We start from the raw sequence: 24044 nt of genomic DNA, 5'->3' as shown, positions 1-24044 counted from the left end.
TGTGGGCCTATGCAGACGACCTTCGTACTCGTGCACAGCCCTTCCGTCGGGCCCTCGACCTGGGCTCCCGTGGCCGAGTCGCTGGAACGCCGAGGACACGCGGCCGTGGTGCCCGACCTGACCGGCGTGGCGACGGGCGGCGCGCCGTACTGGCCACGGGTGGTCGAGGCGGTGCGCGCGGTCACCCCTGACACGCCCGTCGTGCTGGCCGCGCACAGCAACGCCGGCTTCTTCCTGCCGCTGATCAAGGAGGGGCTTGGCGAGCGGGTGGTGGCGTGCGTCTTCGCCGACGCGCACATCCCGCCGCGCGAAGGGCTGATCAAGGTCGCGGAGGAGAGCTTCCTGCCGTTCCTGCACGACCTGGCCGGGCCCGACGGCGTGCTGCCGCGCTGGACCGACTGGTGGGACGAGGAGGATGTGGTGGCCATGCTGCCCGACCCCGCCGTGCGCATCAAGGTGGCGGCGGAGCAGCCGCGGCTGCCGCTCGACTACTACACCCAGCCCATCCCCGTGCCCGCCGGGTGGGACGAGGTCAGGTGCTCGTGCCTGTGGTTCGGCCCGCCGTACGAGGAGGTCGCCGAGGAGGCGGGGCGGCGGGGCTGGCCCGTGGTCCGCGTGCCCGGCCAGCACCTGCACCAGCTCGTCGACCCCGAGGGCGTCACGGACGCGCTGCTCAAGCTCTCGCGTAAGTCGTGAATTCTTCACTGTCGCCGCGCGATCGCCCCGGAAACACTCGTACGCATGACAGCGATCGAAGTGACCGGGCTCAGGAAGAGCCACCAGGGGTTCGAGGCGGTGAAGGGCATCTCGTTCGAGGTTGCGCAGGGGCAGATCTTCGCGCTCCTCGGCAGGAACGGCGCGGGCAAGACCACCACGGTCGAGGTGCTGGCGGGCTTCCAGCGGGCCGACGGCGGGACCGTTCGAGTGCTCGACCTCGACCCGTACACCGACCGCGCGGCCGTCAGGCAGCGCACCGGGATCATGCTGCAGGAGGCCGGGTTCTTCCCTGACCTGACGGTGGCCCAGACCGTCGACACCTGGCGCGACTTCACCGCCGCGCCCCGTCCCCGCGACGAGGCGCTGGAGCTGGCCGGGCTGGCGGGCAGGCGGGGCACCAAGGTGCGCCAGCTGTCCGGCGGCGAGAAGCGCCGGCTCGACCTGGCGCTGGCCCTGCTGGGCCGCCCCGACGTGCTGTTCCTCGACGAGCCGACCACCGGCATGGACCCCGAGGCCCGCAGGAACACCTGGACCGTCGTCCGCGACCTGGCCAGGCAGGGCACCACGATCCTGCTGACCACGCACTACCTGGAGGAGGCGCAGCGCCTGGCCACGGCCATGGCCATCCTGGACGCCGGCGAGATCGTCGCGTCCGGGGACATGGCCGAGACCCTGGCCGCCCGGTCGGGGCGGGTGGCGTTCCGGCTGCCCGCGGACGTCGACCCGGCCGATCTGCCGCTGCCGGTCACCATGGAGGGGGAGACGGCCGTCTGCCGCGCCGACGACCCCGACGTGGCCGCGCAGACGCTGCTGACCTGGGCGGCCGGGCGCGGCCTGCGCCTGTCGGGCCTGGAGGTCCGCGCCGCCACCCTCGAAGACCTCTTCCTGGAGAGCGCCCGATGAGCCTGACCGCCACCTACCGCCTCGGCACGCGCCTGTTCTGGCGGGACAGGTCCATGCTGTTCGCCTCCGTGGTGACCCCGGTCGGGCTGGCCGTGGGGATGCCGCTGCTCATGAGGAACGTGGTCGGTCCCTCGGCCGCCGCCGCGATCTTCCAGAGCACGATCTCGGTGCTGCTGGCGATCACCGCGTTCATGAACGTCGCCGTCGCCCTGGCCACCCGCCGCGACCAGCTCGTGCTCAAGCGCCTGCGGGCGAGCCGGCTGACGGACGGGCAGATCCTGCTCGGCCAGATCGCCAGCACGGCCACGCAGACCGTTGCCATGATCGCGCTGAGCACGGTGGCCGTGCGGGTGGTGGCCGGCGTGCCGTTCCCGGAGGACCCGCTGGGGTTCGCCGCGATCACGGTGGCGGGGTCGGCGGTGCTGTCGCTGCTCGGCGCCGCGTACACGGCCGCCATCCCGCGCGCCGAGCTGGCCGCCGCGTTCACCATGCCCGTCTTCCTGGTGGCGGGGGTCTCCGCGGGGGCGATGGGCCCGATCCCGCTGCCCTCGTGGCTGCGGCCGGCCCTGGACCTGCTGCCCACCAGCGCCGTCGTGAACGCCGTCAAGACCGGCGACCTGGCCGTGCCCGCCCTGGTCCTGGCCGCCTGGACGGTCGCCGGGCTCGTCGCGCTCCGGCTGTGGTTCCGCTGGGAACCGCGCCGATCGTAAGGATAATCTCCCCGTGGTCTCCTCCTCGGCCAGACGGCTCGCGACCGGCCTCATCACCGCCGTGTCGGCCGCCTACTCGCTGCTCGCCCTCACTTACTTCGTGTACTACGGCCCCGGCTACGGCATCGCGGCCGCGGTCGCCACGCTCGCCGTGATCTCCACGCACTACCTGAACATGCGGGCCGGCCTGCGCGGCGAGCGCCCGCCCGCCTACCCCCTCACGATCGTGCTCCAGGCTGTCGTCACGTACCTGCCCGACCTGCTGCCCGGCGGCATGTCGGGGGTGACGGCGCCGATGCTGGCCGGGACGCTGCTGGTGTTCCTGCCGCTGGGCTGGGGCGGCGCGCTGGTGGTGCTGATGATGCTGTACGAGGGCATCGTGCTGTGGTGGGGCGGGGTCCCGTTCATCGTCATCCTCTTCTACGTGGTCACCGTGCCGACGACGGGCGCCATGACGTACGCGCTGGTGCGGTTCACGCGGGTGGCGGCCGACCTGGAGGAGGCCAGGGCCGAGCTGGCGGACGCGGCCGTGCTCAAGGAGCGGCTGCGCATCTCCCGCGACCTGCACGACGGCCTCGGGCGCAGCCTGACCGCGATCGCGCTCAAGGGAGACCTGGCCTCCAGGCTCATGGAGCGCGACCCGGCCGCCGCCCGGACGGAGGTGGGCGAGCTGGTGCAGGTGGCCAGGGAGGCGGCTCAGGACGTACGCCACGTCGCCAGGGGTTACCGGGCCCTGTCGCTGGCCGGCGAGGTGAACCGGGCGGTGGCGCTGCTGGAGTCGTCGGGGGTCGGCGTGCAGGCGCATCTGGTGGACGTGACGCTGCCGGGCCGCTCGGAGGAGGCGCTGGCGTGGGCCGTACGCGAGGCCGTCACCAACGTCCTGCGCCACAGCCGCGCCACGACCTGCACCATCACCACGTCCGTGAACGGCGGCACGCTCCGGCTGGAGGTGGCCAACGACGGCGTCCTCGCCGAGCCCGGCCCCGACGGAGGGGGCCTCACGGGGCTGGCGGAACGCGCGGCCCAGGCGGGCGGCTCGTGCACCGCGGCCCGGACCGGCGCCGGCGGCTTCCTCCTTACGATGGAGGTCGTGGCGTGATCAAGGTGCTGCTGGCCGAGGACATGCACATGATCCGCGCCGCCCTCACCGCCCTCCTCCGCCTGGAGCAGGACATCGAGGTGGTCGCGGAGGTGACCCGGGGCGACGAGATCGTGCCCCAGGCCGTGCGGGTGCGGCCCGACGTCGCGGTCGTGGACATCGACCTGCCGGTGGTGGACGGCATCACCGCCGCCGCCACGCTGCTGGAGCGCCTCCCGTCGTGCCGCGTCCTGGTGCTCACGGCCATGGGGCAGCCGGGCCACGTACGCCGGGCTCTGGCCGTGGGCATCGAGGCGTTCCTGGTCAAGGACGCCCCGGGCGACCGGCTGGCGGACGCGATCAGGCGCACCGCCGCCGGGCTGCGCGTGCTGGACTCCGAGCTGGTGTCCTCGGCCATGCAGTACGGCGAGAGCCCGCTCACGCCGCGCGAGTCCACCGTGCTCAGGGAGGCCGCCCGGGGCGCCTCGGCCGAGGAGATCGCCTCCCGCCTCCACCTCTCCCCCGGCACCGTGCGCAACTACCTGACGGGGGCGATCACGAAGACGGGAGCCCGCAACAAGATCGACGCCATCCGCATCGCGGAGGACGCGGGCTGGCTGTGACACACCCGTCCCACCGACCAGGGCTGAGGTCCCTGCGACGGGCGGGTCAGATGTCCGTGATGCGCAGCCCGGCGTGGGCCTTGTAGCGGCGGTTCACGGAGATGATGTTGGCGGTGAGCGCCTCGATCTGGTGGGAGTTGCGCAGCCGCCCTCCATACACGCCGCGCACGCCCGGGATGACCTCGGCCAGCGCCTGCACCGTGTCGGTGGCCTCGCGGTCGTCGCCGAGCACCAGCACGTCGAGGTCCACCTTCTCCACGGCCGGGTCCATCAGCAGGACCGCCGACACGTGGTGGAAGGCGGCCACCACCCGGCTCTCGGTCAGCACCGCCGCCGCCTGCTGCGCCGCGCTGCCCTCCTCCACCGGCAGCGCGTAGGCGCCCTGCTTGTCGAACCCGAGCGGGTTCACGCAGTCGACGACGATCTTCCCGGCCAGCTCGGCCCGCAGGGACTCCAGCAGCGCCTTGTGCCCCTCGTACGGCACCGCCACGATCACGATGTCGGCCTCGGCGGCGACGGCGGCGTTCGCGCCCCCGCTCGCACCCGCCCCGATGTCACCGGCCGCGTCCTGGGCGCGCTGTTCGCTACGCGACCCGATCAGCACGCGGTGCCCCGCCAGCGCGAACCGCCGCGCCAGCCCTTTCCCCTGGTCACCGGTACCGCCGAGGATGCCGATGGAAAGCCCGCTCACATCTGTCATACGCCCGATCATGCCAGCTCGGCCGCCCGGTACCCGCCACCGGGTGGGCCGGGCCCGGTCGTGCGGGCCCGGCCGGCGTACGGGCTAGCAGTTGCCGATCGCGGGCAGCCCGAGGATCCGCAGGGCCAGCCACTCGATGGCCAGCGGCCCTCCTTCGACGGCTCCCGTGACGTGGTCCGGCGCGGGCAGCGCGGTCCACCGGACGTTCACCCCGGCCCGGCAGTACTCGGATCGCAACGTCGAGCCCACGGACAGCGGGATGATCTGGTCCCCCCGCGCGTGATACAGGAACATCGGCACCCGCGGAGCCGTGGCGCCCAGGCGGTTCTCTCCGAGCCGGGCCAGCCACTTCGGCTGGTTGAGCAGGTCGATCGGGCTCAGGTCGGAGAAGCTCAGCCCGGACAGCTTGCCGAGGTCGCCCACGCAGTCGTCGGCCGCGTCGGCGAGCAGTGCGCGGCCGCGGTCGTTGAGGTCCGCCTGAAGGTTCAGCTCGGGGTAGGCCGCGTCCAGCCCGACCCCGGCCGCCGCCGCCAGCCCGAAGTCGGACCCGCCGTCCAGATGGTCCGCGACCGCGTGCAGGTCGGCGGGCACGCCTCCGGCCGCGACGCCCTTCAGCCGCAGCTCGGGCGCGTACGAGGGCTGCAGCTGCGCCGCCCACCCGGCCGACGCCCCGCCCTGGGAGTAGCCCATGACGGCGACGGGCGCCCGGTTCGACAGCCCGGCCCCGGACACGCGGGTGGCCGCCCTGATCGAGTCGAGCACGGCGTGCCCCTGCGAGATCCCGGCCATGTACGTGTGCGGCCCGGGCGTGCCGAGCCCCTCGTAGTCCGTCATGGCCACCGCGTACCCCTTGAGCAGGAACAGGCTCACCAGCGCGAGCTCCGCCTCCCGGCCCTGGCTCATGCTGAGCGAGGGGGCGCACTGGTCGCCCAGCCCGTGGGTGCCGACGGCGTACCCGACGATGGGGCGCGCGCCGAGCGGGTAGCCGCTCTTGGGCACGAGCAGCGTCCCCGACACGGTGTTGAGCGAGCCGGTGGCGGACGTGGAGTTGTAGAGGAGGTGCCAAGCGTTGACCGGAACCTCCAGGAGCTTGCCCGGCAGGAGGTAGACGGTGGTGGGCTGGGCGGAGACCACGTCTCCCGGAGCCGCCGCGCGGGCCGGGGTCGTGATGAGGGACATGATCAATAACAGGACCATGGACATGCTGACGCGGACACGTAAGGACATGTACCGCCCCTCTCCGTGAGGACCACATACTTGGGACGGCGGCGCCGCGAGCCGATCGTTACCCGGGAGTAACCTCCTGTCAAGGCCCGAAATGACGGGGAAACGCACCTCGTGTCAACACATCACTCCCGAATCAGCCACCCCGCGCGTGCGACGTCAGGCACCATGGGGAAATGGACTCAGGATCGGTGGCACTGCTGCGTGAGCTCCTGGCCGAGACCGGGTGGCTCGAACGCGCCCGCGAGCTGGGCGTCGCCCTGCGGGCCACCCGCTCGCCCGGCGGCCTGCTGCTGGTGGGGACCCCCGACGAGGAGCCCTGGCACCTGACCGCGCACCTCGCCGACGAGGCCAGGTTCTCCGGAATGGCGCAGCTCACGCCCACGCTGGTGCGCTGGGCGCCGCCCGCCGACGCGCCCGCCCACCTGCGCGTCGGCATCGAACGCCTGGAGCGCGCGGCCCGGGGCGAGACGCTGTTCGTGCTGGCCGAGCGGGAGGCGCCGGTGCCGCTGCTCGAACGAGTGGACGACGCCCGGCGCACGGGGGCGACCATCCTGGCCATCGAGGGGGGCGACCGGGAGCTGGCCGGGCTGGCGCACGACTGCATCGAGGTGCCGCGGGACGGGCTGGTGACCTTCGACGGGGCGCAGCACCTGGTGAGCACGGCGGCCGGAGAGCCCGAACGCCGCCCCGGCCTGCGCGAGCGCCTGGCCCGCCTGCTGGACAAGGTCAGCGGCCCCCAACAGACCGACTAGGGACGCCTGCCGGCCACGGTCGCGGCCACCCAGGCTAGGGACGCGACCGCTCCGGCTCGGAGGCGTCGGCGGCACCGACGGCACTGGGGGCGCTGGGGGCGCTGTGCAGGCGTCCGCTCAGGGACGTCTCCAGCGCCGCCGTGGCCTCCTCGATCGCGCCGATCACCACGGCCTGCACGGGGTCGGGCTCCCCCGACCGGGTACGGCTCACCCGCGTGACCGCGTCCAGCCGGCGCGCGCCCACGTCACGCACCTCGCTCACCCGTACCTCGCCCTCCGGCACGTCCAGCAGCGCCAGCGCGGGCACGATCGCCACCCCGTGCCCGGCGGCCACCAGCGACAGCGTGGGCCCGAACTCGGTGATGACGTGCACCTTGCGCGGCTCGAACCCGTGCAGCCCCGCCAGCCGCTCCAGCGCCTGCCCGCACGCCTGGTTCGGCTCGCTGGCCACCCAGGGCAGCCGCAGCAGCTCGGGGACCGACCCCGGGTCCGGCTGGTCGGGCGGCAGCACGATGCGGTATTCGTCCACGTAGAGCAGCCGTGCGCTCAGCGACGGCTGCGACAGCCCGGGCAGGCCCATGTCCTGCTCGGTGATGAGCACGTCCACCGCGCCCATGCGCAACTCCTGCAGCGCGGGCGGGCCGAAGACCTCGTGGATGACCGGGGTGATCTTGGGGTGGCGTGCGGCCAGGTCGCGCATGGCGGGCACCAGCACGTGCGTGATGACCGTGGGGAAGGCGGCGATGCGCACCGGCCCGGCCAGGCGCTCGGTGAACCGGGTGAGCTCGCGCCTGGCCTCCAGCAGTTCCTCCTCCACCCGCTCGGCGTAACCGGCGAGCACGCGCCCGGCCGGGGTGAGGGAGACGCTGCGCTGGGAACGGTCGATGAGGGCCAGCCCGACCTCGCGTTCGAGCTGGGCGAGCTGCTGGGAGACGGCCGAGGGGGTCAGATAGAGCGCTTCGGCGGCCCGCATGACGCCGCCGCGGCGGGCGACCTCGTGCAGGATACGCAACCGCCGTGGATCGATGTCCATGCAGGTCAGCTTACGCGCACCTTTAGCATTCTTTATTTGCGCTTTACGACGATCACTCCAGACAATGACGGCCATGGACCTCCTCTTCGCCGCCGTCGGCTGGATCGGCGCCGCCCTGCTGCTGGCCGGGTACATCCTGGTCACGCAGTCCCGGTTGCCGGGCGACGGCGCGGCGTACCAGCTCATGAACCTCGCCGGCTCGCTCGGGCTCATGGCCAACAGCGCCTACAGCTCCGCCTGGCCGTCGGCCGGCCTCAACCTGATCTGGGCGGGCATCGGCGTCCTCGCCCTGATCAAGCTCGCACGGGTAGGAGCGTCCGCATGATCGTCGAACTCAGCCACCGCATCGTTGACGGAATGATCACTTATCCCGGCATTCCCGGCCCGACGCTGGGGGTGCACCTGAGCCGGGAGGACTCGCGCAAGGTCTACGCGCCGGGCACGGAGTTCCACATCGCCACGATCGCGCTCGCCGCCAACACCGGCACCTACCTCGACACCCCGTACCACCGCTATCCCGACGGGCCCGACCTGTCACAGGTGCCGGTGAGCAAGCTGGCCGACCTGCCCGGCCTCGTGGTGCGGGCCGGCGCGGGCCGCGAGGTGGTGATCGCCGAGGACCTGGACGTACGGGGACGGGCCGTGCTGATCCACACCGGCTGGGACCGCCACTTCGGCACCGACGCCTACCTGCACGACCACCCCTACCTCGCGCCCGAATCGGCGCAGTGGCTGGCCGACCAGGGGGCGGCGCTGGTGGGCATCGACTCGCTCAACATCGACGACACCCCGCCGCATGGCGAGCGCCCCGCCCACACGATCCTGCTGAAGGCGGGCATCCCGCTGGTGGAGCACCTGACGGGCCTGGACGCGCTGCCCCAGAACGGCTTCCGGTTCCACGCCGCGCCCCCGATGGTCGCGGGCATGGGAACCTTCCCGGTCAGGGCGTACGCGGTCGTGCCCTAGTCGTCGTCATTCTCCGCCTCGTCCCAGGCCTTGTTGCGGTCGGCGGCGCGCTGCAGCGCCCCGGCCGCCTCCTGCTCGGAGGTGTAGGGACCCATCCGGTCCTTGTTGGGGCAGCCCTTCTCGGGCTCGACCCGCATGTGCTTGAGACAGAACCACCACTGGCCTTCGCTCACGGGGTCAATTCTGCCCCGTAGACTCATGTTTCATGACGACACTGCTCCAGCCCGGGCGAGTTTCGCCCATGCGAAAGGTCCCCGCCCACATCGAGCGGCCGGAGTACGTCGGCAAGAAGCGCCCCAAGACCGGCGAATCCGACGTGAAGAGCCCCGAGATCATCGAGCGCATGCGGGTAGCCGGCCGGATCGCCGCCCAGGCGCTCGACGAGGTCGCCAAGCACATCCGGCCGGGTGTCACGACCGACGAGCTCGACCGGGTCGGCCACGAGTTCCTCATCGACCACGGCGCCTACCCGAGCACGCTCGGCTACAAGGGCTACCCCAAGTCGCTGTGCACGTCGATCAACGAGGTCATCTGCCACGGCATCCCCGACGACACCGTGCTCCAGGACGGCGACATCGTCAACGTCGACATCACCGCCTACATCGGCGGCGTCCACGGCGACACCGACGCCACCTACCTGGTGGGCGAGGTCGACGAGGAGTCGCGGCTGCTGGTGGAGCGCACGCGCGAGGCCATGATGAGGGCCATCAGGGCGGTCGCGCCGGGGCGGCAGCTCAACGTGGTGGGCCGGGTCATCGAGGCGTACGCCAAGCGCTTCGGCTACGGCGTCGTCCGCGACTTCACCGGTCACGGGATCGGCACGAGCTTCCACTCCGGGCTCATGGTGCCCCACTACGACGACCCGTCGCTGCGGGTGGAGCTGGTGCCGGGGATGACGTTCACGATCGAGCCCATGCTGACGCTGGGCACCATCGAGTACGACATCTGGCCGGACAAGTGGACGGCCGTGACCAAGGACCGCAAGCGCACGGCCCAGTTCGAGCACACGATCGTGGTCACCGACACGGGCAGCGAGATCCTCACCCTCTCCTGATCCCCCGGTCAGCCGCGTCGGGGCACCACCCCGGTCACGGTCGTGCCCTCGCCGAGCACGCTGTTGACCGACAGGCTCCCGCCGAGCTCGGTGAAGGCGGCCCGCATCCTGGCGATCCCGCTCCCCGCCCCCGCGGCGTGAAAGCCCTGGCCGTTGTCGCTGACCGTCATGCGCAGCCCGCTCTTGGAGACCGTCACGGCGATGGACACGGTCCGGGCCCGGCTGTGCAGCTCGACGTTGGACAGGGCCTCGTCGATCGTGGCCATGACGGCCCTGGAGACCCGCGAAGACACGTCGGTGGCCGGCAGCGCCCAGGTCTCGACGGCGATCCCCGTGCGCTCGGACCATTCGGCCAGACAGCTCTCAAGAGCCTCGGCCAGGCTCTGCCCCCCGCGCATCCGTGTCTCTTCCGACAATGGCTCTCGCCTTCCTGGGCACACCGGGCTCACGCCGGTCCCCACTCCGGCGCCCTCACCTGGCGGTGCGCGTCCCCCCTCAAGGCCTACGCACGCTGGTCATGGGGTTATGCCCGTCTCCCCTGGGAGACAGGCTACCTGGCGGTACAGAGACTTGTAGTGGGAAGATAGAAGGCCATGGCCGAACGGCTACTCGCCGGAAACCTTGTCATTCACCTTTGTCGGCGCGGTTGAGACGGGCGAGGTAGGCGTTGTAGGAGTCGAGTTCCGAATCCCCTGAGCCGCCTGAGCGGTCGGCCTTGCGGTCGGTGCGCCGCGCCTGCCGTTCGTCGTCCTGATACCACTGGATGGCGATGGCCAGCAGCACGATGAGCGTCGGGATCTCGCCGAAGCCCCAGGCGATGGCCCCGCCGTCCTGCTGCGTCTGCAGCAGCGTGGCGCCCCAGGTGCGGCCCAGCTGCTCGTACCAGCCGGAGGCGATCACCGTGCCCATCATCATCAACGCGACCCCGAAGAACGCGTGGAACGGCATGGTGATGAAGAGCATGAGCAGCCGCCCGACGTACGGGAGCCGGTTGGGCGCGGGGTCGACCCCGACGATCACCCAGAAGAACAGGCACCCGCTGAGCAGGAAGTGGAGGGTCATCCAGATGTGCCCGAGGTGCTCCTCCATGGCCGACTCGAAGAGCGGCGTGAAGTACAGCGCGTACGTCGAGGCGATGAAGATGGCCGTGGCGATGGCGGGATGCGTGACGACCTTGGTGAAGCGGCTGTGCAGGATCGTCGTGATCCACTCCCGCGGCCCCCTGTCGCCCCGCCGGGTGGCGGGCTTCAGCGCGCGCAGGGCCAGCGTGACGGGCCCGCCCATGACGAGGAAGATCGGCACGACCATGGAGAGCGTCATGTGCTCGATCATGTGGACGTCGAACATGACCTTGGCGTAGCGGGCCAGCCCGCTCTGCGTGGCGAACACCAGCAGCGCGACCCCGACGTACCAGGAGGCCGTGCGCCCCCACGACCACTTGTCGCCGCGCCTGCGCAGCCGCCACACGCCGAACCCGTAGAGCCCGGCCAGCGCGGCGGCGACCGTGGCGAAGAACAGGTCGAACCACCACATGGTGAACACGTTGCCGAGCGTGATCTCGGCGGGAAGGGGGAAGCCGAGCAGCTCGAAGGCCCGGTCGGCGGGGACGCTGAAGTCGGGCGGCGGCGTGCGCGACAGCGCCACGGCCACCCCGATGGTGGCCAGCATGAGCAGCATCTCGCCGCCGGCCAGCCGGGTGAACGCGCGCGGCCTGCCCATGTCGAGGTCGGCCAGCGTGCGCTGGCGGTGCCAGTAGCCGACGTAGCCGAGCAGCACGAACGCCACGATCTTGACCACGGCGAGCAGGCCGTACTGGGTGGTCCACAGGTCGGACACCGCGCCCAGCCGCGCGATCAGGCTGAACACGCCGGACAGCCCCACCCCGGCGTAGCACCACACGGCCATGTCGGAGAACCGGCGCGCGGCCACCTCGAGCTGCGGCTGCTTGCGGACCGCGTGAATGGCCAGCACGGCGAGCCCGCCCACCCACAGGGCGAGGGCGAGCAGGTGGAGCGAGACCGCCGACGTGGCGAGGTCGTGGTTGGGCGAGGAGGAGGTGTGGCCGGTGAGCGGCGCGGGCAGCAGCGTCACCAGCGCGAAGACCAGCAGGCCCGCCGCGGCCCCCGCGGTGATGGCGCCGCGGGAGAACAGCGCGATCGCCACCCCGAACAGCACCACGAGCGTGAGCGCCACGCCCTGCGTGGTCTGGGTGGCGTAGCTGGTGAGGAAGGTGCGGTCGAGGATCTGGGGAACGGTCCTGCCGATGGACTCGGCGGTGCTGAACACGATGGCCACGAAGGCCGAGCCGGCCCAGGCGAGGGCCGCCCACGAGCCGGCCTTGACGTATTGGCCGGCGGTCCTGCCGAGCACGCCCTTGTCGTTGGGCAGCAGCGCGGCGGCCATGAGCAGCAGGCCCACGGTGGTCACGCCCGCCACGTCCATGAGCAGCTTGGACAGCGGCAGCCCCCACCGGACGACCGCGCCGGAGTCGGGCAGGCCCGGGATGATCCTGGGGAACGCCCTGCCGCCGGCGATCATGCCGATGACCAGGGCGACGACCGCGGCGGCCGCCCCGCCGAGCGCGAGCCGCGCCGCCTTGCTCATGGCTTCTTCTTCCGCGCGCTGAGCAGGAAACCGATGCCGATGCCGACGAGCGCGCCGATCACGATGACGAGCCAGACGGGGAAGCCCACCGGCTGGCCGGCCGAGGCCTGATCGGTGGCGGGCGACGTCTGTGCGGGCTGTGGCGCGGCCTGCGTCGCGGGGGCGGAGCTCGCCGGTGCCGCGACGGCGGAGTCGCTGGGGCTCGCGGTGCTCGGGCTGGGGGACGGTGTCTCCGCCCCCTTCACCTTGAACGGGATCTCGCCCTCGATCGGATGCCCGTCGGACGACACGACGCGGTAGGCGATCGTGTATTTCCCGTCGGGCAGCGGCTCCTTGACCGCCTGGGTCACCACCTTGCCGTCGGCCTCGGGCTGGCCGCTCTGCAGCTCGGCGCCGCCGGGGCCGCGTACGATGACGAACGGCAGGCGCACGCCCGCGGTGAACTCCAGCCGCACCTCGTCGAGGCTCTTGACCTCGGCGTCCTTGGCCGGGGAGCTGCTCTTGAGCGCGTCGTGCGCCAGCGCGGGAGCCGCCATGCCGAACACGAGCACGAGCAGGGCGGCGGCAGTCGCGGCGAGGGCCGCAAGCGGGGATCTCTTCATGGCACCCCCAAGGCTACCGACGCCACCGCCCGGTCCGGACCTCGCTATAGCCCCGCGCAGGCCAGCGCCCGCTGGTACGCCTCCACCGCCTCGTCCGTCTCGCCCAGCAACTCCATGGTCTCGGCGGCGGCGTACCAGGTGCGGGCCGAGCGGCGGGAGTCGGGCAGCGGCGTGAGCCAGCCCTTGACGGCGGCGGCGTGCCGGCGCCCCTCGTCGACCCGGCCGACCGCGCCGCAGACCCTGCCGAGCAGCAGGTTGGCCTCCGCGCCCAGCACGTGGCCGAACTCGGGGAGCAGGTTTCTGCTGATCACGGCGTGCTCGGCGGCCTGGTCGAGGTCTCCGGTCATGTATTCGGCGCTGGCCAGCTCCATGTAGAGCATGGCCTGGTCGATCGTGCTGGTCGAGGTCTGCTCGAACTCCGCGACCACCGTGCGCAGCCCGTCGCGGACGGCCGCGGCGTCCTGCGCGCCGGTCCTGAGCCGCGTCCGCGCGAACTGCAGCCGCATCCTCGCGGTGTTGCGCGGCTGCCCGTGCTCCACCTGCACGGCCAGGGCCCGCTCGGCGAAGGCCACCGCCTCGCTGTTGTGCCCGGTGGCGCGGGCGACGATGGAGGCGTTCCAGTTGGCCGCGACGATGGAGCGCGGCGTGCCCAGCGCGTCGGCCGCGTTGAGCAGCTCGGCCGCGAACTGCCTGGCGCGCAGCATGTCGCCGCGTTCCAGATAGGCCGCCAGCAGCGTGGCGCCCAGCTCGACCAGCAGGTCGGTCCAGCCCTGCCGGGACTTTCCGCTGAGGATCTGCTCGCCCACCTCGACGGCCTCGCTCAGCCGCTCGCGCTCCCGGTAGGCGCGGCACAGCGCGATGGCCACCTCGATGTTCTGCTCGGCGGGGAGCTCCTCCTCACGGAGCTTGAGCATGATCGAGATCGCCCGGTCGAGATCGCCCCCGGCCTCGGTGGCGAGGGCCAGACCGAATTCGGCTTCTTGACGAAGTGAGGTAAGACCTGTCAGGTTGCTGTTGCCCAGCAGTTCCTCGAAGCGCGTCCGGGCCTCGGCGACTTCGCCGTTCTCGAGCGCCAGCCGCGCGTAGCCGAGGGCGAGCTCGATGTCCTCCATCTGTTCGGCGGTGACGCCGTTGATCAGGTAGGACAGCGAGCAGTCCAGCTTCTGGGCCAGCAGCTCCAAGACCGCAGGGGTGGGGGTACGCTTTCCGCTCTCGATCAACGAGACGTAGCTGTCGGACAGTTCCGGGTGCGCCAGCTGGGCCTGTGACAAGCCGCGTTGCCGCCGAACCGTCTTGATGCGGAGACCGACTAGGTCAGATGTGGTCACAGCAGCCGCTCCCTGAGAAGATGAAGTCCAAGCAACTCACATAGGCTAGGGAGAACCCCCGTGCGCATGCGCATTGTCCTGTCCGTCCTGGTTGCCGTGATCACTGCCGCGGTAACCGTTGGAGGTAATGCTACGGCCACAAGTGCCGCAACGTCTTCCCTGTCCTCTGGACAATCGGACGTGTACTGCTGCTGAGCAGCAATCGTTAGGCGAGGCAAGGCGGCACCGGGCACGCAACCGCACTCCGTGCCCTGTCGTACCGTGGCCCGGCCGGTGAGGGGCCTCTTGGCCCCGCCATCTGCCGTCCGGGCGACCTTGCCTGAGTCGCCGATCAGTCAGGTCACGTAACCTGCTGTCCGGCGGGCACGGATTGTTATGCAATTTATCGGCCACGTCTACATTCGATCTACAGCGGTCCCGCAAGCCTTCACGGAACGACGATCTTGATTACGCTGCCCTGTTGACGCGGTTCGAGGGCGAGTCAAGGAGGTCGTGTGGGCGAGGGGATCTTCATTCGCCTGCTGGGGGCGGTGACCGCGGAGCTCCACCGCGGAACGGCCGCAGAGCATGTCGATCTCGGGCCCGCCAGGCAGCAGACCACCCTCGCGATCCTGGCCGCCGCGGTGGCCCGGCCCATTCCCATGAGCCACATGATCGCCGGTATCTGGGGCGAGGACGCCCCGCGCAATGCCGAGCAGAGCGTCTACACCTACATCGCCGGGCTGCGCCGCGCCTTCGAGCCCGGTCGCGGGCGGCGCGAGCCGTCGCGGGTGCTGGCGGGGACCCCGGCCGGCTACGTCTTACGGGTGGAGCCCGCCCAGGTGGACGCGCTGCTGTTCGCCGAGAGGGTCGAGGAGGCCAGGCGGGTCCGGCGCGCCGGTGACGACCCCCAGGCCGTGCGCCTGCTCGACGAGGCCCTGGCGATGTGGCGCGGCACCGCGCTGAGCGGGCTGTCCGGCCCGTTCGCGGAGACGGAGCGCGACCGCCTGGAGCAGCTCCGGCTCGCCGCCCTGGAGCTGCGCGCGGAGAGCCTGCTGCGCCTGGGCCGCCACCGGGACATCGTCGAGGAGCTGCGCCACCTCACCCGCCGCAACCCGCTGCGCGAGCGGGTCCGCGAGCTGCTCATGACGGCCCTGTTCCGCTCAGGCAGCCCGGCCGAGGCGCTGACGGTCTACGAGGAAGGCCGGGTCCTGCTCGCCGAGGAGCTCGGCCTGTCGCCCGGCGAGGGGTTGCGCCGGTGCCACGAGATGGTGCTGCGGGCCGATGCGGCACCCGCCCCGAGCGCGCCGGCACCTCAAGAGACGCCGCACCAGTTACCCAGGCCGCTGGCGGAGTTCGTGGGCAGGTCCGCGGAGATCGCGCGGCTGAAGGAGCGGCTCGCGGCCTCGCCGAGCCCCTTGCTGATCATCACCGGGCCGCCGGGCGTCGGCAAGTCGGCGCTCGCCGCCCACGTCGCCCACCTGGCCATGGACCGCTTCCCCGATGGCCAGCTCTACGTCAACTGCCGGGGCGCCACGCCCGAGCTGCCCGCGCTCACCCCGCTCGACCTGCTCGGGCGGTTCCTGCGCGCGCTCGGCGTGCCGCCCACCGTCGTGCCCGCCGACCTGGACGAGGCGGCGGCCGCGTGGCGCAGCCGCCTGCACGACCGGCGGGTGCTGGTCGTGCTGGACGACGCCGCCGACCTCGCGCAGATCCGGCCGCTGCTGTCGGCCTCGCTCGGCAACACGCTGCTCGTGACCAGCCGGGAGACCATGAGCTGGGGCGAGGACGCCGTCCAGCTGGAGCTCGCCAGGATGTCGCCGGCGGAGTCGGCCACGATGCTGGCCAACCTGGCCGGCGCGAGCCGGATCTCGGCCGACGCGGGCGAGACGGCCAGGCTCGTCCGCCTGTGTGACGGTCTCCCGCTGGCCTTGCGCATCGCCGGGGCGCGCCTGGCCGGTCGCCCCGACTGGAGCGTCTCCGCGCTGGCCTCCCGGCTGAGCGACGAGCGCACCCGGCTGCACGAGCTCGCGGCGGGCGACCTGGCGGTCCGCTCCAGCCTGGCCGCCAGCCACACCGCGCTCGAACGCGGCTCGCGCCCCGTGAACCGGCTGGCCGCGCGCATGCTGTCGCTGCTGGGGCTCCTGCACGTGCCCGAGATGACCGCGGAGGTCGCGGGGGCGCTGGCCGACGTCACGTCCGGCGAGGCGGAAGCGGCCCTGGAGCGGCTGGTGGACGCCCACCTGCTCGATCGCGCCGCCCCCGGCCGCTACCAGCTGCACGACCTCGTCCGCCTCTTCGCCGGCGAGCTGCGTCCCGCCGACCGGCGCGGGCCGCTGATCCGCGCGCTGTCGTACTACGCCGCCTCCACGCGCCTGGCCAGCCACGTCAGCGACCCGCACCGGACGCAGCCGGCGGCCCCGCTCGACGCGGTCCCGCACGAGGTCCGCACCGCGCAGGAGGCGAAGGCGTGGCTGCGCGAGGAGGAGGCCGTCCTGTCGGCCGCGGCCGTGCAGGCCATGAACTCCCCCGACGACGCGATCGCCCGGCTCGGCGTCAACCTCACGTTCGGCCTCATCTGGCCCCAGGAGCGGGCCTACCACATGGCGGAGATGAAGGAGCTGAACACGCTGGCGTTGCGGGTGAGCGAACGCCTCGGTGACGAGGCCGGCGCCCTGGTCGCGCACGGCCACATCGCCAACGCCCTGCGCATGACGGGGCACACGGACGAGGCCGTCGCCCACCAGCTGTCCTCGCTGGAGCTCGCCCGGCGGATCGGCGACGCCTTCGGCGAGATGCGCGCGCTGGGCAACGTGGCCAACGCCTACAACTCGGGCGAACGCTACGAGGAGATGCTGCCCTGGGCGGAGCGCCAGCTCGCCCTGGCCAAGAGCATCGGCGCGAAGGTGGGGATCCGGTACGCGCTGCTGATGATCGGGCACTCCCACCTCGGCATGGGACGTCCGGAAATGGCGCGTGAGGCGCTGCACGAGGCGCTGGCCGAGTCCGAGGAGGCGGGCGACGCCACCCATGAGGCGAACAGCCGGCTCGCGCTCGGCGAGACCTACCTCGGCCTGGACGACCCGGAGCAGGCCCTGCCGCACCTTCTCAGGACCCGCGAGCTCTTCGAGGCGAGCGGTTACCGGATCGGGAAGGTACGTTGCCTGATCGGGCTGTCGCGGGCGTACCGGATGCTCAAGGATCCCGGCCGGGCCCTGTCCTACGTCGACGAGGCCCTGGCCGGCGGCGGCGGGCTCGGCCACGCCCGCTGGGAGCGGCGGCTGAGGGAGGAGAAGGCGGCCGTGGACGAGGCGCGGGGGGCTAGCGAGGCCGGCCCGTGTCCCTGAGCGCCAGGAAGAAGTCGACCCGGTCGGCCATCGTCGCCAGATTCCTCCCGGTCAGCTCCTCGATCCTGCGGATCCGGTAACGGACCGTGTTCACGTGGACGTGGAGCCGCTCCGCGCAGGCGTTCCACGAGCCGGCGCAGTCGAGGAAGATCCCGAGCGTGCGCACCAGCTCGGACTGGTGCCGCCGGTCGTAGTCGAGCAGCGGCGACAGCAGCCGCGCCGTGAACGAGCGGCGCACGTCTCCCGGCACCGTGGCCAGCAGCAGCGCGTGCGTGTAGATCTCGTCGCTGGTGACCACTCCCCCGACGCGGGCCTCGGCCAGGCGCCTGGCGTGCCCGGCCTCCTCCACGCCGCCCTTGACGGCGCCGGCGCCGGTCAGCGCGCCGCTGACGCCGACGCACAGGCGGGTGTCGGGCAGGGCGGCGAGCACCTGCGCCCCGGCGCGCAGCCGGTCGGCCAGCTCGGCCGTGGTGCGCTCGCGCAGCGGCACCACGGCGATCGCGCCGTCCGCGCCCGCCGCCGCCACGACCTCGCGGCCGAGCAGCTCCTCCACGACCTGCCCGCCGAGCGTGGCGGGGTCGGGTCCGCGGGTGGCGCCCTGCCTGGGTGCGGTGGCGTTGACCACGGCGTACGGCTCCGCCGCGTCGATCCCGCAGGTCCGCAGCCTGGCGTTGAGCTCGGCCGCGTCGGACTCGGCCAGCGCGGCCACGATGAGCTGCTCGGTCAGGCGGCGCTCGACCCGGCGGCCCTCCTCCATGCGGTTGCGTTCGAGGCCGACGCAGGACGCCAGCTCGTAGCCCAGGTCGGCGCGGCCCATCAGGTCGCCGTCGCAGGCCAGCGCCCAGCCCGCGGCCCGGTGGCCGCGGCCGACCGGGAAGATCGTGTGGTCGCCGACGCGCGCGGGCAGCCGCGGCGCCGTCAGGTACGCCCTCGCCAGCCGTACGGGATCCCTGGCCGCACCCACGATCACCTCGCCCGACGCGGACAGCACGGCGCCGGTGACGCCCAGCTCGGCGGCGGTCAGCGCGAACAGCTCGCGCAGGTCGGCGCCCTCGGCGATGGCCGCGACCAGCCTGCGGTGGCGGCCGAGCGCGTCGCGCACGTCGCCGGCCAGCCGCGGCACGACCAGCTCCGCCAGCGTCCGGAACGACACCTCCGTCGGCACCTCGACCAGCGGCAGACCGGCGGAGTCGCACGCGGCCACCAGGTCGGCCGGGACGTGGCCCAGCCACGCCTGCCCGGCGCCCAGCGCGGCGACCCCCGCCTCCACCAGCGCCGCCACGAACCTGGCCGAGTCCCCCGGCTCGTGCCACCACATCAGCCCCGACAGCACCAGCTCGCCGCCGCTCAGGTAGCGCCCCGGCTCGGGCAGGTCGGTGATGTGCACGGTGCCGAACTCGCGCGAAGGGTCGCCGGCGAGCAGGGTCAGGCGCAGTTCGTCGATGGCCAGCAGGTCGGAGATGCGCACTTGGAGGAATATACAAGGCGCCGCGGCCAACCGCTGACCGGGATTTCACGCGACGCGCATAGGATCCGGCGCGGCGGCGGTGCTCTACTCGGAAGATGACGGAGACCGCGTACACGACCCTGCACGGCGCGGGGGTCGGTGAGAGCGCGCGGCGGCCCGACGCGACGCTGAAGGTGACCGGCGAGTTCGCCTACGCCTCCGACCTGTGGCTGGACGGCATGGTGTGGGGCGCGACGCTGCGCAGCCCGCACCCGTCGGCCTGGATCCGGTCGATCGACGTGGGGCCCGCGCTGAAGATCCCGGGCGTGCTGACCGTGCTGACGCACGAGGACGTGCCGGGCGAGAAGTTCTACGGGCTCGACCACAAGGACCAGCCGGTGCTGGCCATCGACCAGGTCCGCTTCCAGGGAGAGCCGGTGGCGGTGGTCGCCGCCGACCACCCCGAGACCGCGCGCAGGGCGGCGGCGGCCATCGTGGTCGAGTACGAGGTGCGCGAGGCCGTGACCGACCCCCGCCGGTCCCGGCGTTTCGTGCGGCACCAGCCGGTGCGGCGGGGAGACACGTTCGAGGCCGAGGTCGTGGTCACCGGCGAGTACGAGGTCGGCATGCAGGACCAGGCCTTCCTCGGCCCCGAGTCCGGCCTGGCGGTCCCGGCCGAGGACGGCGGCGTCGACCTCTACATCGCCACCCAGTGGCTGCACGTGGACCGCGACCAGCTCGCCCCCTGCCTCGGCCTGCCCCCGGACAAGGTGCGCCTGACGCTGTCCGGCGTCGGCGGCGCGTTCGGCGCCCGCGAGGACCTGTCGATGCAGGTGCACGCGTGCATGCTGGCGCTGCGGCTGAACCGGCCCGTGAAGATCGTGTACGGCCGGGAGGAGTCGTTCTTCGGCCACGTGCACCGCCACCCGGCCCGGATGCGCTACGAGCACGGCGCGACCCGCGACGGCAAGCTGGTCTACGTCAAGGCCGACATTCTGCTGGACGGCGGCGCGTACTGCTCCTCCTCCCCCGCCGTGGTCGGCAACGCCGCGTCGCTGGGCGTGGGGCCGTACGAGGTGGAGAACGTGCAGATAGACGCCACCGGCGTCTACACCAACAACCCGCCGTGCGGCGCGATGCGCGGCTTCGGCGCGGTCCAGGCGTGCTACGCGTACGAGTCGCAGATGGACCGGCTGGCCGAGGCGTGCGGCCTGTCGCCCGTGGAGATCCGCGTGCGCAACGCCGTCTCCCAGGGCTCCCACCTCATCACCGGCCAGGTGATCGACTCTCCGGCCCCGCTCGCCGAGATGCTGCGGGACCTGGAGGCGATGCCGCTACCGTCGGAACCCCTTGATGACCTGCGGTCGATGCCCGGGGGCGTGTCCCAGACCACGCACGGCGAGTCGGTGCGCCGCGGCATCGGCTACGGCGTCGGCATCAAGAACATCTGCTTCTCCGAGGGCTTCGACGACTACTCCACGGCCAGGGTCCGCGCCGAACTGGTGGGCGGTGAGCCGCACGTCACCGTGCACACGGCCGCCGCCGAGGTGGGCCAGGGCCTGGTGACGATCCAGGCCCAGATCGCCCGCACCGAGCTGGGCATCGCGAACGTGACCGTGGCCACCGCCGACACCTCCGTCGGCTCGGCCGGCTCGTCGTCGGCCTCGCGCCAGTCGTACGTCACGGGCGGGGCGGTGCGGGCCGCCTGCGAGGCGGTGCGCAAGCGCTTCAACGGGCTGCCGCCGGAGGAGGCGCTGGAGAAGTTCGGGCCGATCGAGGAGACGCGCGAGTACCGGCACCGCCCCACGTACCCGATGGACCCGATCACCGGGCAGGGCGACTCCCACACCCAGCTCGCCCTGTGCGTGCACCGGGCCGTCGTGGACGTGGACGTGGAGCTGGGCCTGGTCAAGGTGGTCGAGCTGGCGGCCGTCCAGGACGTGGGCCGCATCCTGAACCCGCAGGCCCTCGAGGGCCAGATCCAGGGCGGGTCCGCGCAGGGGCTCGGGCTGGCGCTCATGGAGGAGATCCAGGTCCGCGACGGCCGGGTGCTGAACCCGTCGTTCACGGACTACCTCATCCCCACGATCCTCGACATGCCGCCGATGCAGATGAAGATCCTGGAAAATGCGGATCCTGCGGCGCCGTACGGGTTGCGCGGCGCGGGCGAGCCCCCGACGCTCTCCTCCACCCCCGCCGTAGCCGCCGCCGTGCGGGCCGCGACCGGGCTGCGGTTGACTCGGGTTCCGATTAGGCCAGAAGATATCGCGTTGTTTGATGACGGATCGACAATGGGGGTATCCGATGGCAAGCGCTCGTGAAGCGGCCGAGGCGGAGTTCCGGCGCTTCGACACCGACGGTGACGGCCTGCTGACGGCCGACGAGATCCGCCGGGCCAACGAGGCGCTGGGCGGGCAGGGCGCGTCCGAGAGCGAGATCGAGGCGTTCATCAAGTCGGCCGACAACGACGGCGACGGGACGATCGGGCTGGAGGAGTTCATGGGGCTCGTGGGTCACGGGCGCCACGAGAAGGCGTGATCTCCTCACCCGCCGGGTAGCTATGCGCCATCCCCCTTGATCATGCGAAGGGGGATGGCGGGTGCTCGACCGTTTCTTCGAGCTCACCGGGCGGGGGACGACCGTCGGCCGCGAGGTGCGTGGCGGGGTCACCACGTTCGTGGCCATGGCCTACATCATCCTGCTCAACCCGATCATCCTGGCCGGCGCCACGGACGTCACGGGCGCCCGGCTCTCCATCGCCCAGCTCACCACCTCCACCGCGCTCGCCGCGGCCGTCTCCACGCTGCTGATGGCCTTCGTCGGCAACGCGCCCTTCGGCCTGGCCGCCGGGCTCGGCCTCAACGCGGTGGTTGCCTACCAGGCCGCGCCGCACATGACGTGGGCCCAGGCCATGGGCCTGGTGGTGCTGGAGGGCTTCGTCATCATCGTGCTGGCCGTGACGGGCCTGCGCACGCTGATCATGAACGCCATCCCGCTCGCGCTCAAACACGCCATCAGCGTGGGCATCGGGCTGTTCATCGCCCTGATCGGGCTGGTGGACTCCGGGTTCGTGACGCGGGGCACCGGCACGCCCGTGCAGCTCGGCGCGACGGGCCACCTCGTCGGCTGGCCGGTCGTCGTGTTCTGCTTCGGCCTGCTCCTGATGATCGTCCTGTTCGTACGCAGGACCCCGGCCGCGATCCTGATCAGCATCGTCGTGACGGCGGCCCTGGCCATCCTGGTCAACTCGGTCGCCAAGGTCCCGCCCCGGTCATGGGGCGTGGTCACGCCGCATGTGCCGGAGCGCCTGGTCGCGGCGCCGGACTTCGGGCTGGTGGGCGCGTTCGACCTGTTCGGCGGGTTCGGCAGGGCGGGGGCGCTGACGGCGGCCGTGGTGCTGTTCACGCTGGTGCTGTCGGGGTTCTTCGACGCGATGGGCACGATCATCGGCGTGAGCGACGAGGCCGGGATGGTGGACGAGCGGGGCCAGGTGCCCCGGCTGGGCCGCATCCTGACCGTGGACGGCGTGGCGGGCATGATCGGCGGCTCGGTGAGCTCCTCGGCGAACACCGTCTTCGTCGAGTCCGCCGCGGGCGTCGGCGAGGGCGCGCGGACCGGTCTGGCCAGCGTGGCGACCGGCGCGCTGCTGGGGCTGACGCTGCTGTTCACGCCGCTGGCCTCGGTGGTGCCCGCCGCCGCTGCCGCGCCCGCGCTGGTGCTGGTCGGGGCGCTGATGATGACGCAGAGCAGGAACGTGCCCTGGGACGAGCTGGACGTGGCCATCCCGGCGTTCCTGACGATCGCGTTCATGCCGTTCACCTATTCGATCACGAACGGGGTGGGCGCCGGCGTGATCGCCTACACCCTCGTCAAGGCCGCCAGGGGGCGCTTCTCCGAGATCCCGTGGCTGCTCTGGATCGTCTCGCTGATCTTCGTGGCCTACTTCGCGATCGACGGGCTGGAGGAGCTGTTCGGTTAGCGCATGTCGCCGCTGTTGCAGGCCACGCCGTTGCCGTCGACGTCCACGTACCAGGAGTATTCCTCGTGGGTGCCCTTGTAGTAGGGGCCGTCCCCGGCGGCCACGGCCTCCTTGCAGCCGGCGTAGCGCTTGTCGGGGGTGCGCCGCGGGCCTGACGCGGGGCCCGTGGCGGGGCCCGTGGCGGCGGGGTTGGTGCCGGGGGTGGTGGCGGTGCCGGGGGTGGTGTTCTGCTGGCCCGGAGGGCTGTTCTGCTGGCCCGGAGGGGTCTGGTTGTTCTGCGGCGGGGTGCCGCCGGGCTGCTGCGGCTGCGAGGCCGGGTCCGTGGGCTGCGTGGACGCGCCCGGCGTGGTGCCCAGCAGGCGGGTCACCAGCGCGTCGGCCTCCTCCTTCTCGAAGCCCGAGATGCTCATGCTGTCGCCGTCCATGTACTGGGTGACGACGGGCGCCGCCAGCACGACCTTGGGCGCGTCAGGCTGCGCGGGGGCCAGCACGATGGCCACCTGCCGCTGCTCGGGCACCAGCTCGTCGATGAGCTGCACCAGGCGCTCCTTGAACCGCGGGGCGATCGCGATGCGCACGGAGTATTGGCCGTCCTTCTCGCGCACCGGCTCGATCCGCTGCACGGTGTCGACGGTGACGCCGTCCTCCAGGAAGTAGCAGTTCTTCTGCTCCTGGTCGAGCACGGCCTCCGCGCCGGGGCACGGCGCGGCCTTGGCCTCCCGTACGGGGGCGAAGTGGATGGGCACGGCCAGCTGCTGCATCGGCGCGGCACCCAGGAGCGGCGTGTCGGGATTTTTGGTCATCAGGACGGCGATCGAGCCGACCACTCCCGCGACCAGCACGACGAGCACGAGCGAGACGATCAGCAAGATGGTGGTGGCCTTGCTGGCCTTCGGCTCCCCGGGGTCCGCGGGCGGCGGCTCTTCCGGCTTGTCCATCTATGGCGATCCCATCCTGACGTTCGGACTGCCGGTGAGCCTATCGAGGTACGGCGG

Annotated in this window: 23 protein-coding genes; 13 read left to right on the top strand and 10 right to left on the bottom strand. The window is 72.1% G+C overall.

Going from position 1 to position 24044, the window contains the following annotated elements:
- Positions 1-9 precede the first annotated feature (9 nt).
- From AB0J87_RS07790 to AB0J87_RS07770, 5 genes are read left to right on the top strand one after another with little or no spacing between them, the layout of a single operon-like run.
- The gene (locus tag AB0J87_RS07790) at positions 10-696 is read left to right on the top strand and encodes an alpha/beta hydrolase (protein WP_363963275.1); all 687 of its coding nucleotides are present in this window, start codon (positions 10-12) and stop codon (positions 694-696) included.
- A gap of 45 nt (positions 697-741) precedes the next feature.
- Entirely contained in the window at positions 742-1620 is an 879-nt protein-coding gene (locus AB0J87_RS07785) for an ABC transporter ATP-binding protein (protein WP_363963273.1), read from the top strand.
- On the top strand, positions 1617-2330 hold the full coding sequence (locus AB0J87_RS07780) for an ABC transporter permease (protein WP_363963271.1): 714 nt from the start codon (positions 1617-1619) through the stop codon (positions 2328-2330). The genes AB0J87_RS07785 and AB0J87_RS07780 overlap by 4 nt, the downstream gene beginning before the upstream one ends.
- A 13-nt stretch (positions 2331-2343) precedes the next feature.
- On the top strand, positions 2344-3429 hold the full coding sequence (locus tag AB0J87_RS07775) for a sensor histidine kinase (protein WP_363963269.1): 1086 nt from the start codon (positions 2344-2346) through the stop codon (positions 3427-3429).
- Positions 3426-4031, top strand: coding sequence for a response regulator transcription factor (locus AB0J87_RS07770; protein WP_363963267.1), 606 nt, complete (start codon positions 3426-3428; stop codon positions 4029-4031). The genes AB0J87_RS07775 and AB0J87_RS07770 overlap by 4 nt, the downstream gene beginning before the upstream one ends.
- A gap of 46 nt (positions 4032-4077) precedes the next feature.
- Here AB0J87_RS07770 and npdG read toward each other — a convergent pair whose 3' ends face one another.
- Both npdG and AB0J87_RS07760 read right to left on the bottom strand, forming a co-directional pair.
- Complete coding sequence (gene npdG, locus AB0J87_RS07765; RefSeq protein ID WP_185072761.1) at positions 4078-4731, bottom strand: NADPH-dependent F420 reductase; 654 nt, start codon at positions 4729-4731, stop codon at positions 4078-4080.
- Between the two features lie 84 nt (positions 4732-4815).
- The gene (locus AB0J87_RS07760) at positions 4816-5958 is read right to left on the bottom strand and encodes a lipase family protein (RefSeq protein WP_363963265.1); all 1143 of its coding nucleotides are present in this window, start codon (positions 5956-5958) and stop codon (positions 4816-4818) included.
- 173 nt (positions 5959-6131) lie between these two features.
- Between AB0J87_RS07760 and AB0J87_RS07755 the strand changes: the two genes are divergently transcribed.
- The gene (locus AB0J87_RS07755) at positions 6132-6710 is read left to right on the top strand and encodes a hypothetical protein (RefSeq protein WP_363963263.1); all 579 of its coding nucleotides are present in this window, start codon (positions 6132-6134) and stop codon (positions 6708-6710) included.
- Positions 6711-6744: 34 nt separating this feature from the next.
- Here the strand turns inward: AB0J87_RS07755 and AB0J87_RS07750 are convergent, their stop codons facing one another.
- On the bottom strand, positions 6745-7743 hold the full coding sequence (locus tag AB0J87_RS07750; protein ID WP_363963261.1) for a LysR family transcriptional regulator: 999 nt from the start codon (positions 7741-7743) through the stop codon (positions 6745-6747).
- Positions 7744-7816: 73 nt separating this feature from the next.
- Here AB0J87_RS07750 and AB0J87_RS07745 point away from each other — a divergent pair, with 73 nt between their 5' ends.
- A complete protein-coding gene (locus AB0J87_RS07745; protein WP_350728712.1) occupies positions 7817-8068 on the top strand; it encodes a hypothetical protein in 252 nt (83 codons plus the stop codon).
- The gene (locus AB0J87_RS07740; protein ID WP_363963259.1) at positions 8065-8709 is read left to right on the top strand and encodes a cyclase family protein; all 645 of its coding nucleotides are present in this window, start codon (positions 8065-8067) and stop codon (positions 8707-8709) included. Before AB0J87_RS07745 ends, AB0J87_RS07740 begins: the two co-directional genes overlap by 4 nt.
- Here AB0J87_RS07740 and AB0J87_RS07735 read toward each other — a convergent pair.
- On the bottom strand, positions 8706-8909 hold the full coding sequence (locus AB0J87_RS07735) for a hypothetical protein (RefSeq protein WP_350728709.1): 204 nt from the start codon (positions 8907-8909) through the stop codon (positions 8706-8708). The two genes, AB0J87_RS07740 and AB0J87_RS07735, sit on opposite strands and share 4 nt — an antisense overlap.
- 5 nt (positions 8910-8914) lie before the next feature.
- Here AB0J87_RS07735 and map point away from each other — a divergent pair, with 5 nt between their 5' ends.
- On the top strand, positions 8915-9763 hold the full coding sequence (gene map, locus AB0J87_RS07730; RefSeq protein ID WP_363963257.1) for a type I methionyl aminopeptidase: 849 nt from the start codon (positions 8915-8917) through the stop codon (positions 9761-9763).
- A gap of 8 nt (positions 9764-9771) precedes the next feature.
- Here map and AB0J87_RS07725 read toward each other — a convergent pair whose 3' ends face one another.
- From AB0J87_RS07725 to AB0J87_RS07710, 4 genes are all read right to left on the bottom strand, one after another.
- Entirely contained in the window at positions 9772-10161 is a 390-nt protein-coding gene (locus AB0J87_RS07725) for an ATP-binding protein (RefSeq protein WP_363963255.1), read from the bottom strand.
- Between the two features lie 226 nt (positions 10162-10387).
- Positions 10388-12367 (bottom strand): cytochrome c oxidase assembly protein, encoded by a 1980-nt coding sequence (locus AB0J87_RS07720; RefSeq protein ID WP_363963253.1) that lies wholly within the window; start codon positions 12365-12367, stop codon positions 10388-10390.
- Positions 12364-12969, bottom strand: coding sequence for a copper resistance CopC family protein (locus tag AB0J87_RS07715; protein ID WP_363963251.1), 606 nt, complete (start codon positions 12967-12969; stop codon positions 12364-12366). The genes AB0J87_RS07720 and AB0J87_RS07715 overlap by 4 nt, the downstream gene beginning before the upstream one ends.
- A 44-nt stretch (positions 12970-13013) precedes the next feature.
- On the bottom strand, positions 13014-14297 hold the full coding sequence (locus tag AB0J87_RS07710; RefSeq protein ID WP_363963249.1) for a helix-turn-helix transcriptional regulator: 1284 nt from the start codon (positions 14295-14297) through the stop codon (positions 13014-13016).
- Between the two features lie 494 nt (positions 14298-14791).
- Between AB0J87_RS07710 and AB0J87_RS07705 the strand changes: the two genes are divergently transcribed.
- A complete protein-coding gene (locus tag AB0J87_RS07705) occupies positions 14792-17623 on the top strand; it encodes a BTAD domain-containing putative transcriptional regulator (protein ID WP_363963248.1) in 2832 nt (943 codons plus the stop codon).
- Here the strand turns inward: AB0J87_RS07705 and AB0J87_RS07700 are convergent.
- Entirely contained in the window at positions 17598-19091 is a 1494-nt protein-coding gene (locus AB0J87_RS07700; RefSeq protein WP_363963247.1) for a helix-turn-helix domain-containing protein, read from the bottom strand. The two genes, AB0J87_RS07705 and AB0J87_RS07700, sit on opposite strands and share 26 nt — an antisense overlap.
- Positions 19092-19186: 95 nt before the next feature.
- Between AB0J87_RS07700 and AB0J87_RS07695 the strand changes: the two genes are divergently transcribed.
- The 3 genes from AB0J87_RS07695 to AB0J87_RS07685 all read left to right on the top strand — a co-directional run bounded on the left by AB0J87_RS07695 (position 19187) and on the right by AB0J87_RS07685 (position 23049).
- On the top strand, positions 19187-21391 hold the full coding sequence (locus AB0J87_RS07695; RefSeq protein WP_363963246.1) for a molybdopterin cofactor-binding domain-containing protein: 2205 nt from the start codon (positions 19187-19189) through the stop codon (positions 21389-21391).
- Entirely contained in the window at positions 21375-21608 is a 234-nt protein-coding gene (locus AB0J87_RS07690) for an EF-hand domain-containing protein (RefSeq protein WP_357729518.1), read from the top strand. Before AB0J87_RS07695 ends, AB0J87_RS07690 begins: the two co-directional genes overlap by 17 nt.
- 61 nt (positions 21609-21669) lie before the next feature.
- Positions 21670-23049 (top strand): NCS2 family permease, encoded by a 1380-nt coding sequence (locus AB0J87_RS07685; RefSeq protein WP_363963244.1) that lies wholly within the window; start codon positions 21670-21672, stop codon positions 23047-23049.
- Here the strand turns inward: AB0J87_RS07685 and AB0J87_RS07680 are convergent.
- Positions 23046-23987 (bottom strand): excalibur calcium-binding domain-containing protein, encoded by a 942-nt coding sequence (locus tag AB0J87_RS07680; protein WP_363963242.1) that lies wholly within the window; start codon positions 23985-23987, stop codon positions 23046-23048. The two genes, AB0J87_RS07685 and AB0J87_RS07680, sit on opposite strands and share 4 nt — an antisense overlap.
- Between the last annotated feature and the right edge of the window lie 57 nt (positions 23988-24044).

Source organism: Nonomuraea sp. NPDC049625, from assembly GCF_040675285.1.
Lineage (GTDB): Bacteria > Actinomycetota > Actinomycetes > Streptosporangiales > Streptosporangiaceae > Nonomuraea > Nonomuraea angiospora_A.
The sequence above is the reverse complement of the archived record's forward strand: the minus strand, read 5'-3'. Positions and strand labels throughout refer to the sequence as shown.

Excerpts from the sequence above, each read along its gene's own strand:
- AB0J87_RS07790 (WP_363963275.1), top strand. The coding sequence starts at position 10 with ATGCAGACGACCTTCGTACTCGTGCACAGCCCTTCCGTCGGGCCCTCG.
- AB0J87_RS07785 (WP_363963273.1), top strand. The coding sequence starts at position 742 with ATGACAGCGATCGAAGTGACCGGGCTCAGGAAGAGCCACCAGGGGTTC.
- AB0J87_RS07780 (WP_363963271.1), top strand. The coding sequence starts at position 1,617 with ATGAGCCTGACCGCCACCTACCGCCTCGGCACGCGCCTGTTCTGGCGG.
- npdG (WP_185072761.1), bottom strand. The coding sequence starts at position 4,731 with ATGACAGATGTGAGCGGGCTTTCCATCGGCATCCTCGGCGGTACCGGT.
- AB0J87_RS07760 (WP_363963265.1), bottom strand. The coding sequence starts at position 5,958 with ATGTCCTTACGTGTCCGCGTCAGCATGTCCATGGTCCTGTTATTGATC.
- AB0J87_RS07755 (WP_363963263.1), top strand. The coding sequence starts at position 6,132 with ATGGACTCAGGATCGGTGGCACTGCTGCGTGAGCTCCTGGCCGAGACC.
- AB0J87_RS07750 (WP_363963261.1), bottom strand. The coding sequence starts at position 7,743 with ATGGACATCGATCCACGGCGGTTGCGTATCCTGCACGAGGTCGCCCGC.
- AB0J87_RS07745 (WP_350728712.1), top strand. The coding sequence starts at position 7,817 with ATGGACCTCCTCTTCGCCGCCGTCGGCTGGATCGGCGCCGCCCTGCTG.
- AB0J87_RS07740 (WP_363963259.1), top strand. The coding sequence starts at position 8,065 with ATGATCGTCGAACTCAGCCACCGCATCGTTGACGGAATGATCACTTAT.
- AB0J87_RS07735 (WP_350728709.1), bottom strand. The coding sequence starts at position 8,909 with ATGAGTCTACGGGGCAGAATTGACCCCGTGAGCGAAGGCCAGTGGTGG.
- map (WP_363963257.1), top strand. The coding sequence starts at position 8,915 with ATGACGACACTGCTCCAGCCCGGGCGAGTTTCGCCCATGCGAAAGGTC.
- AB0J87_RS07725 (WP_363963255.1), bottom strand. The coding sequence starts at position 10,161 with ATGCGCGGGGGGCAGAGCCTGGCCGAGGCTCTTGAGAGCTGTCTGGCC.
- AB0J87_RS07720 (WP_363963253.1), bottom strand. The coding sequence starts at position 12,367 with ATGAGCAAGGCGGCGCGGCTCGCGCTCGGCGGGGCGGCCGCCGCGGTC.
- AB0J87_RS07715 (WP_363963251.1), bottom strand. The coding sequence starts at position 12,969 with ATGAAGAGATCCCCGCTTGCGGCCCTCGCCGCGACTGCCGCCGCCCTG.
- AB0J87_RS07695 (WP_363963246.1), top strand. The coding sequence starts at position 19,187 with ATGACGGAGACCGCGTACACGACCCTGCACGGCGCGGGGGTCGGTGAG.
- AB0J87_RS07690 (WP_357729518.1), top strand. The coding sequence starts at position 21,375 with ATGGCAAGCGCTCGTGAAGCGGCCGAGGCGGAGTTCCGGCGCTTCGAC.
- AB0J87_RS07680 (WP_363963242.1), bottom strand. The coding sequence starts at position 23,987 with ATGGACAAGCCGGAAGAGCCGCCGCCCGCGGACCCCGGGGAGCCGAAG.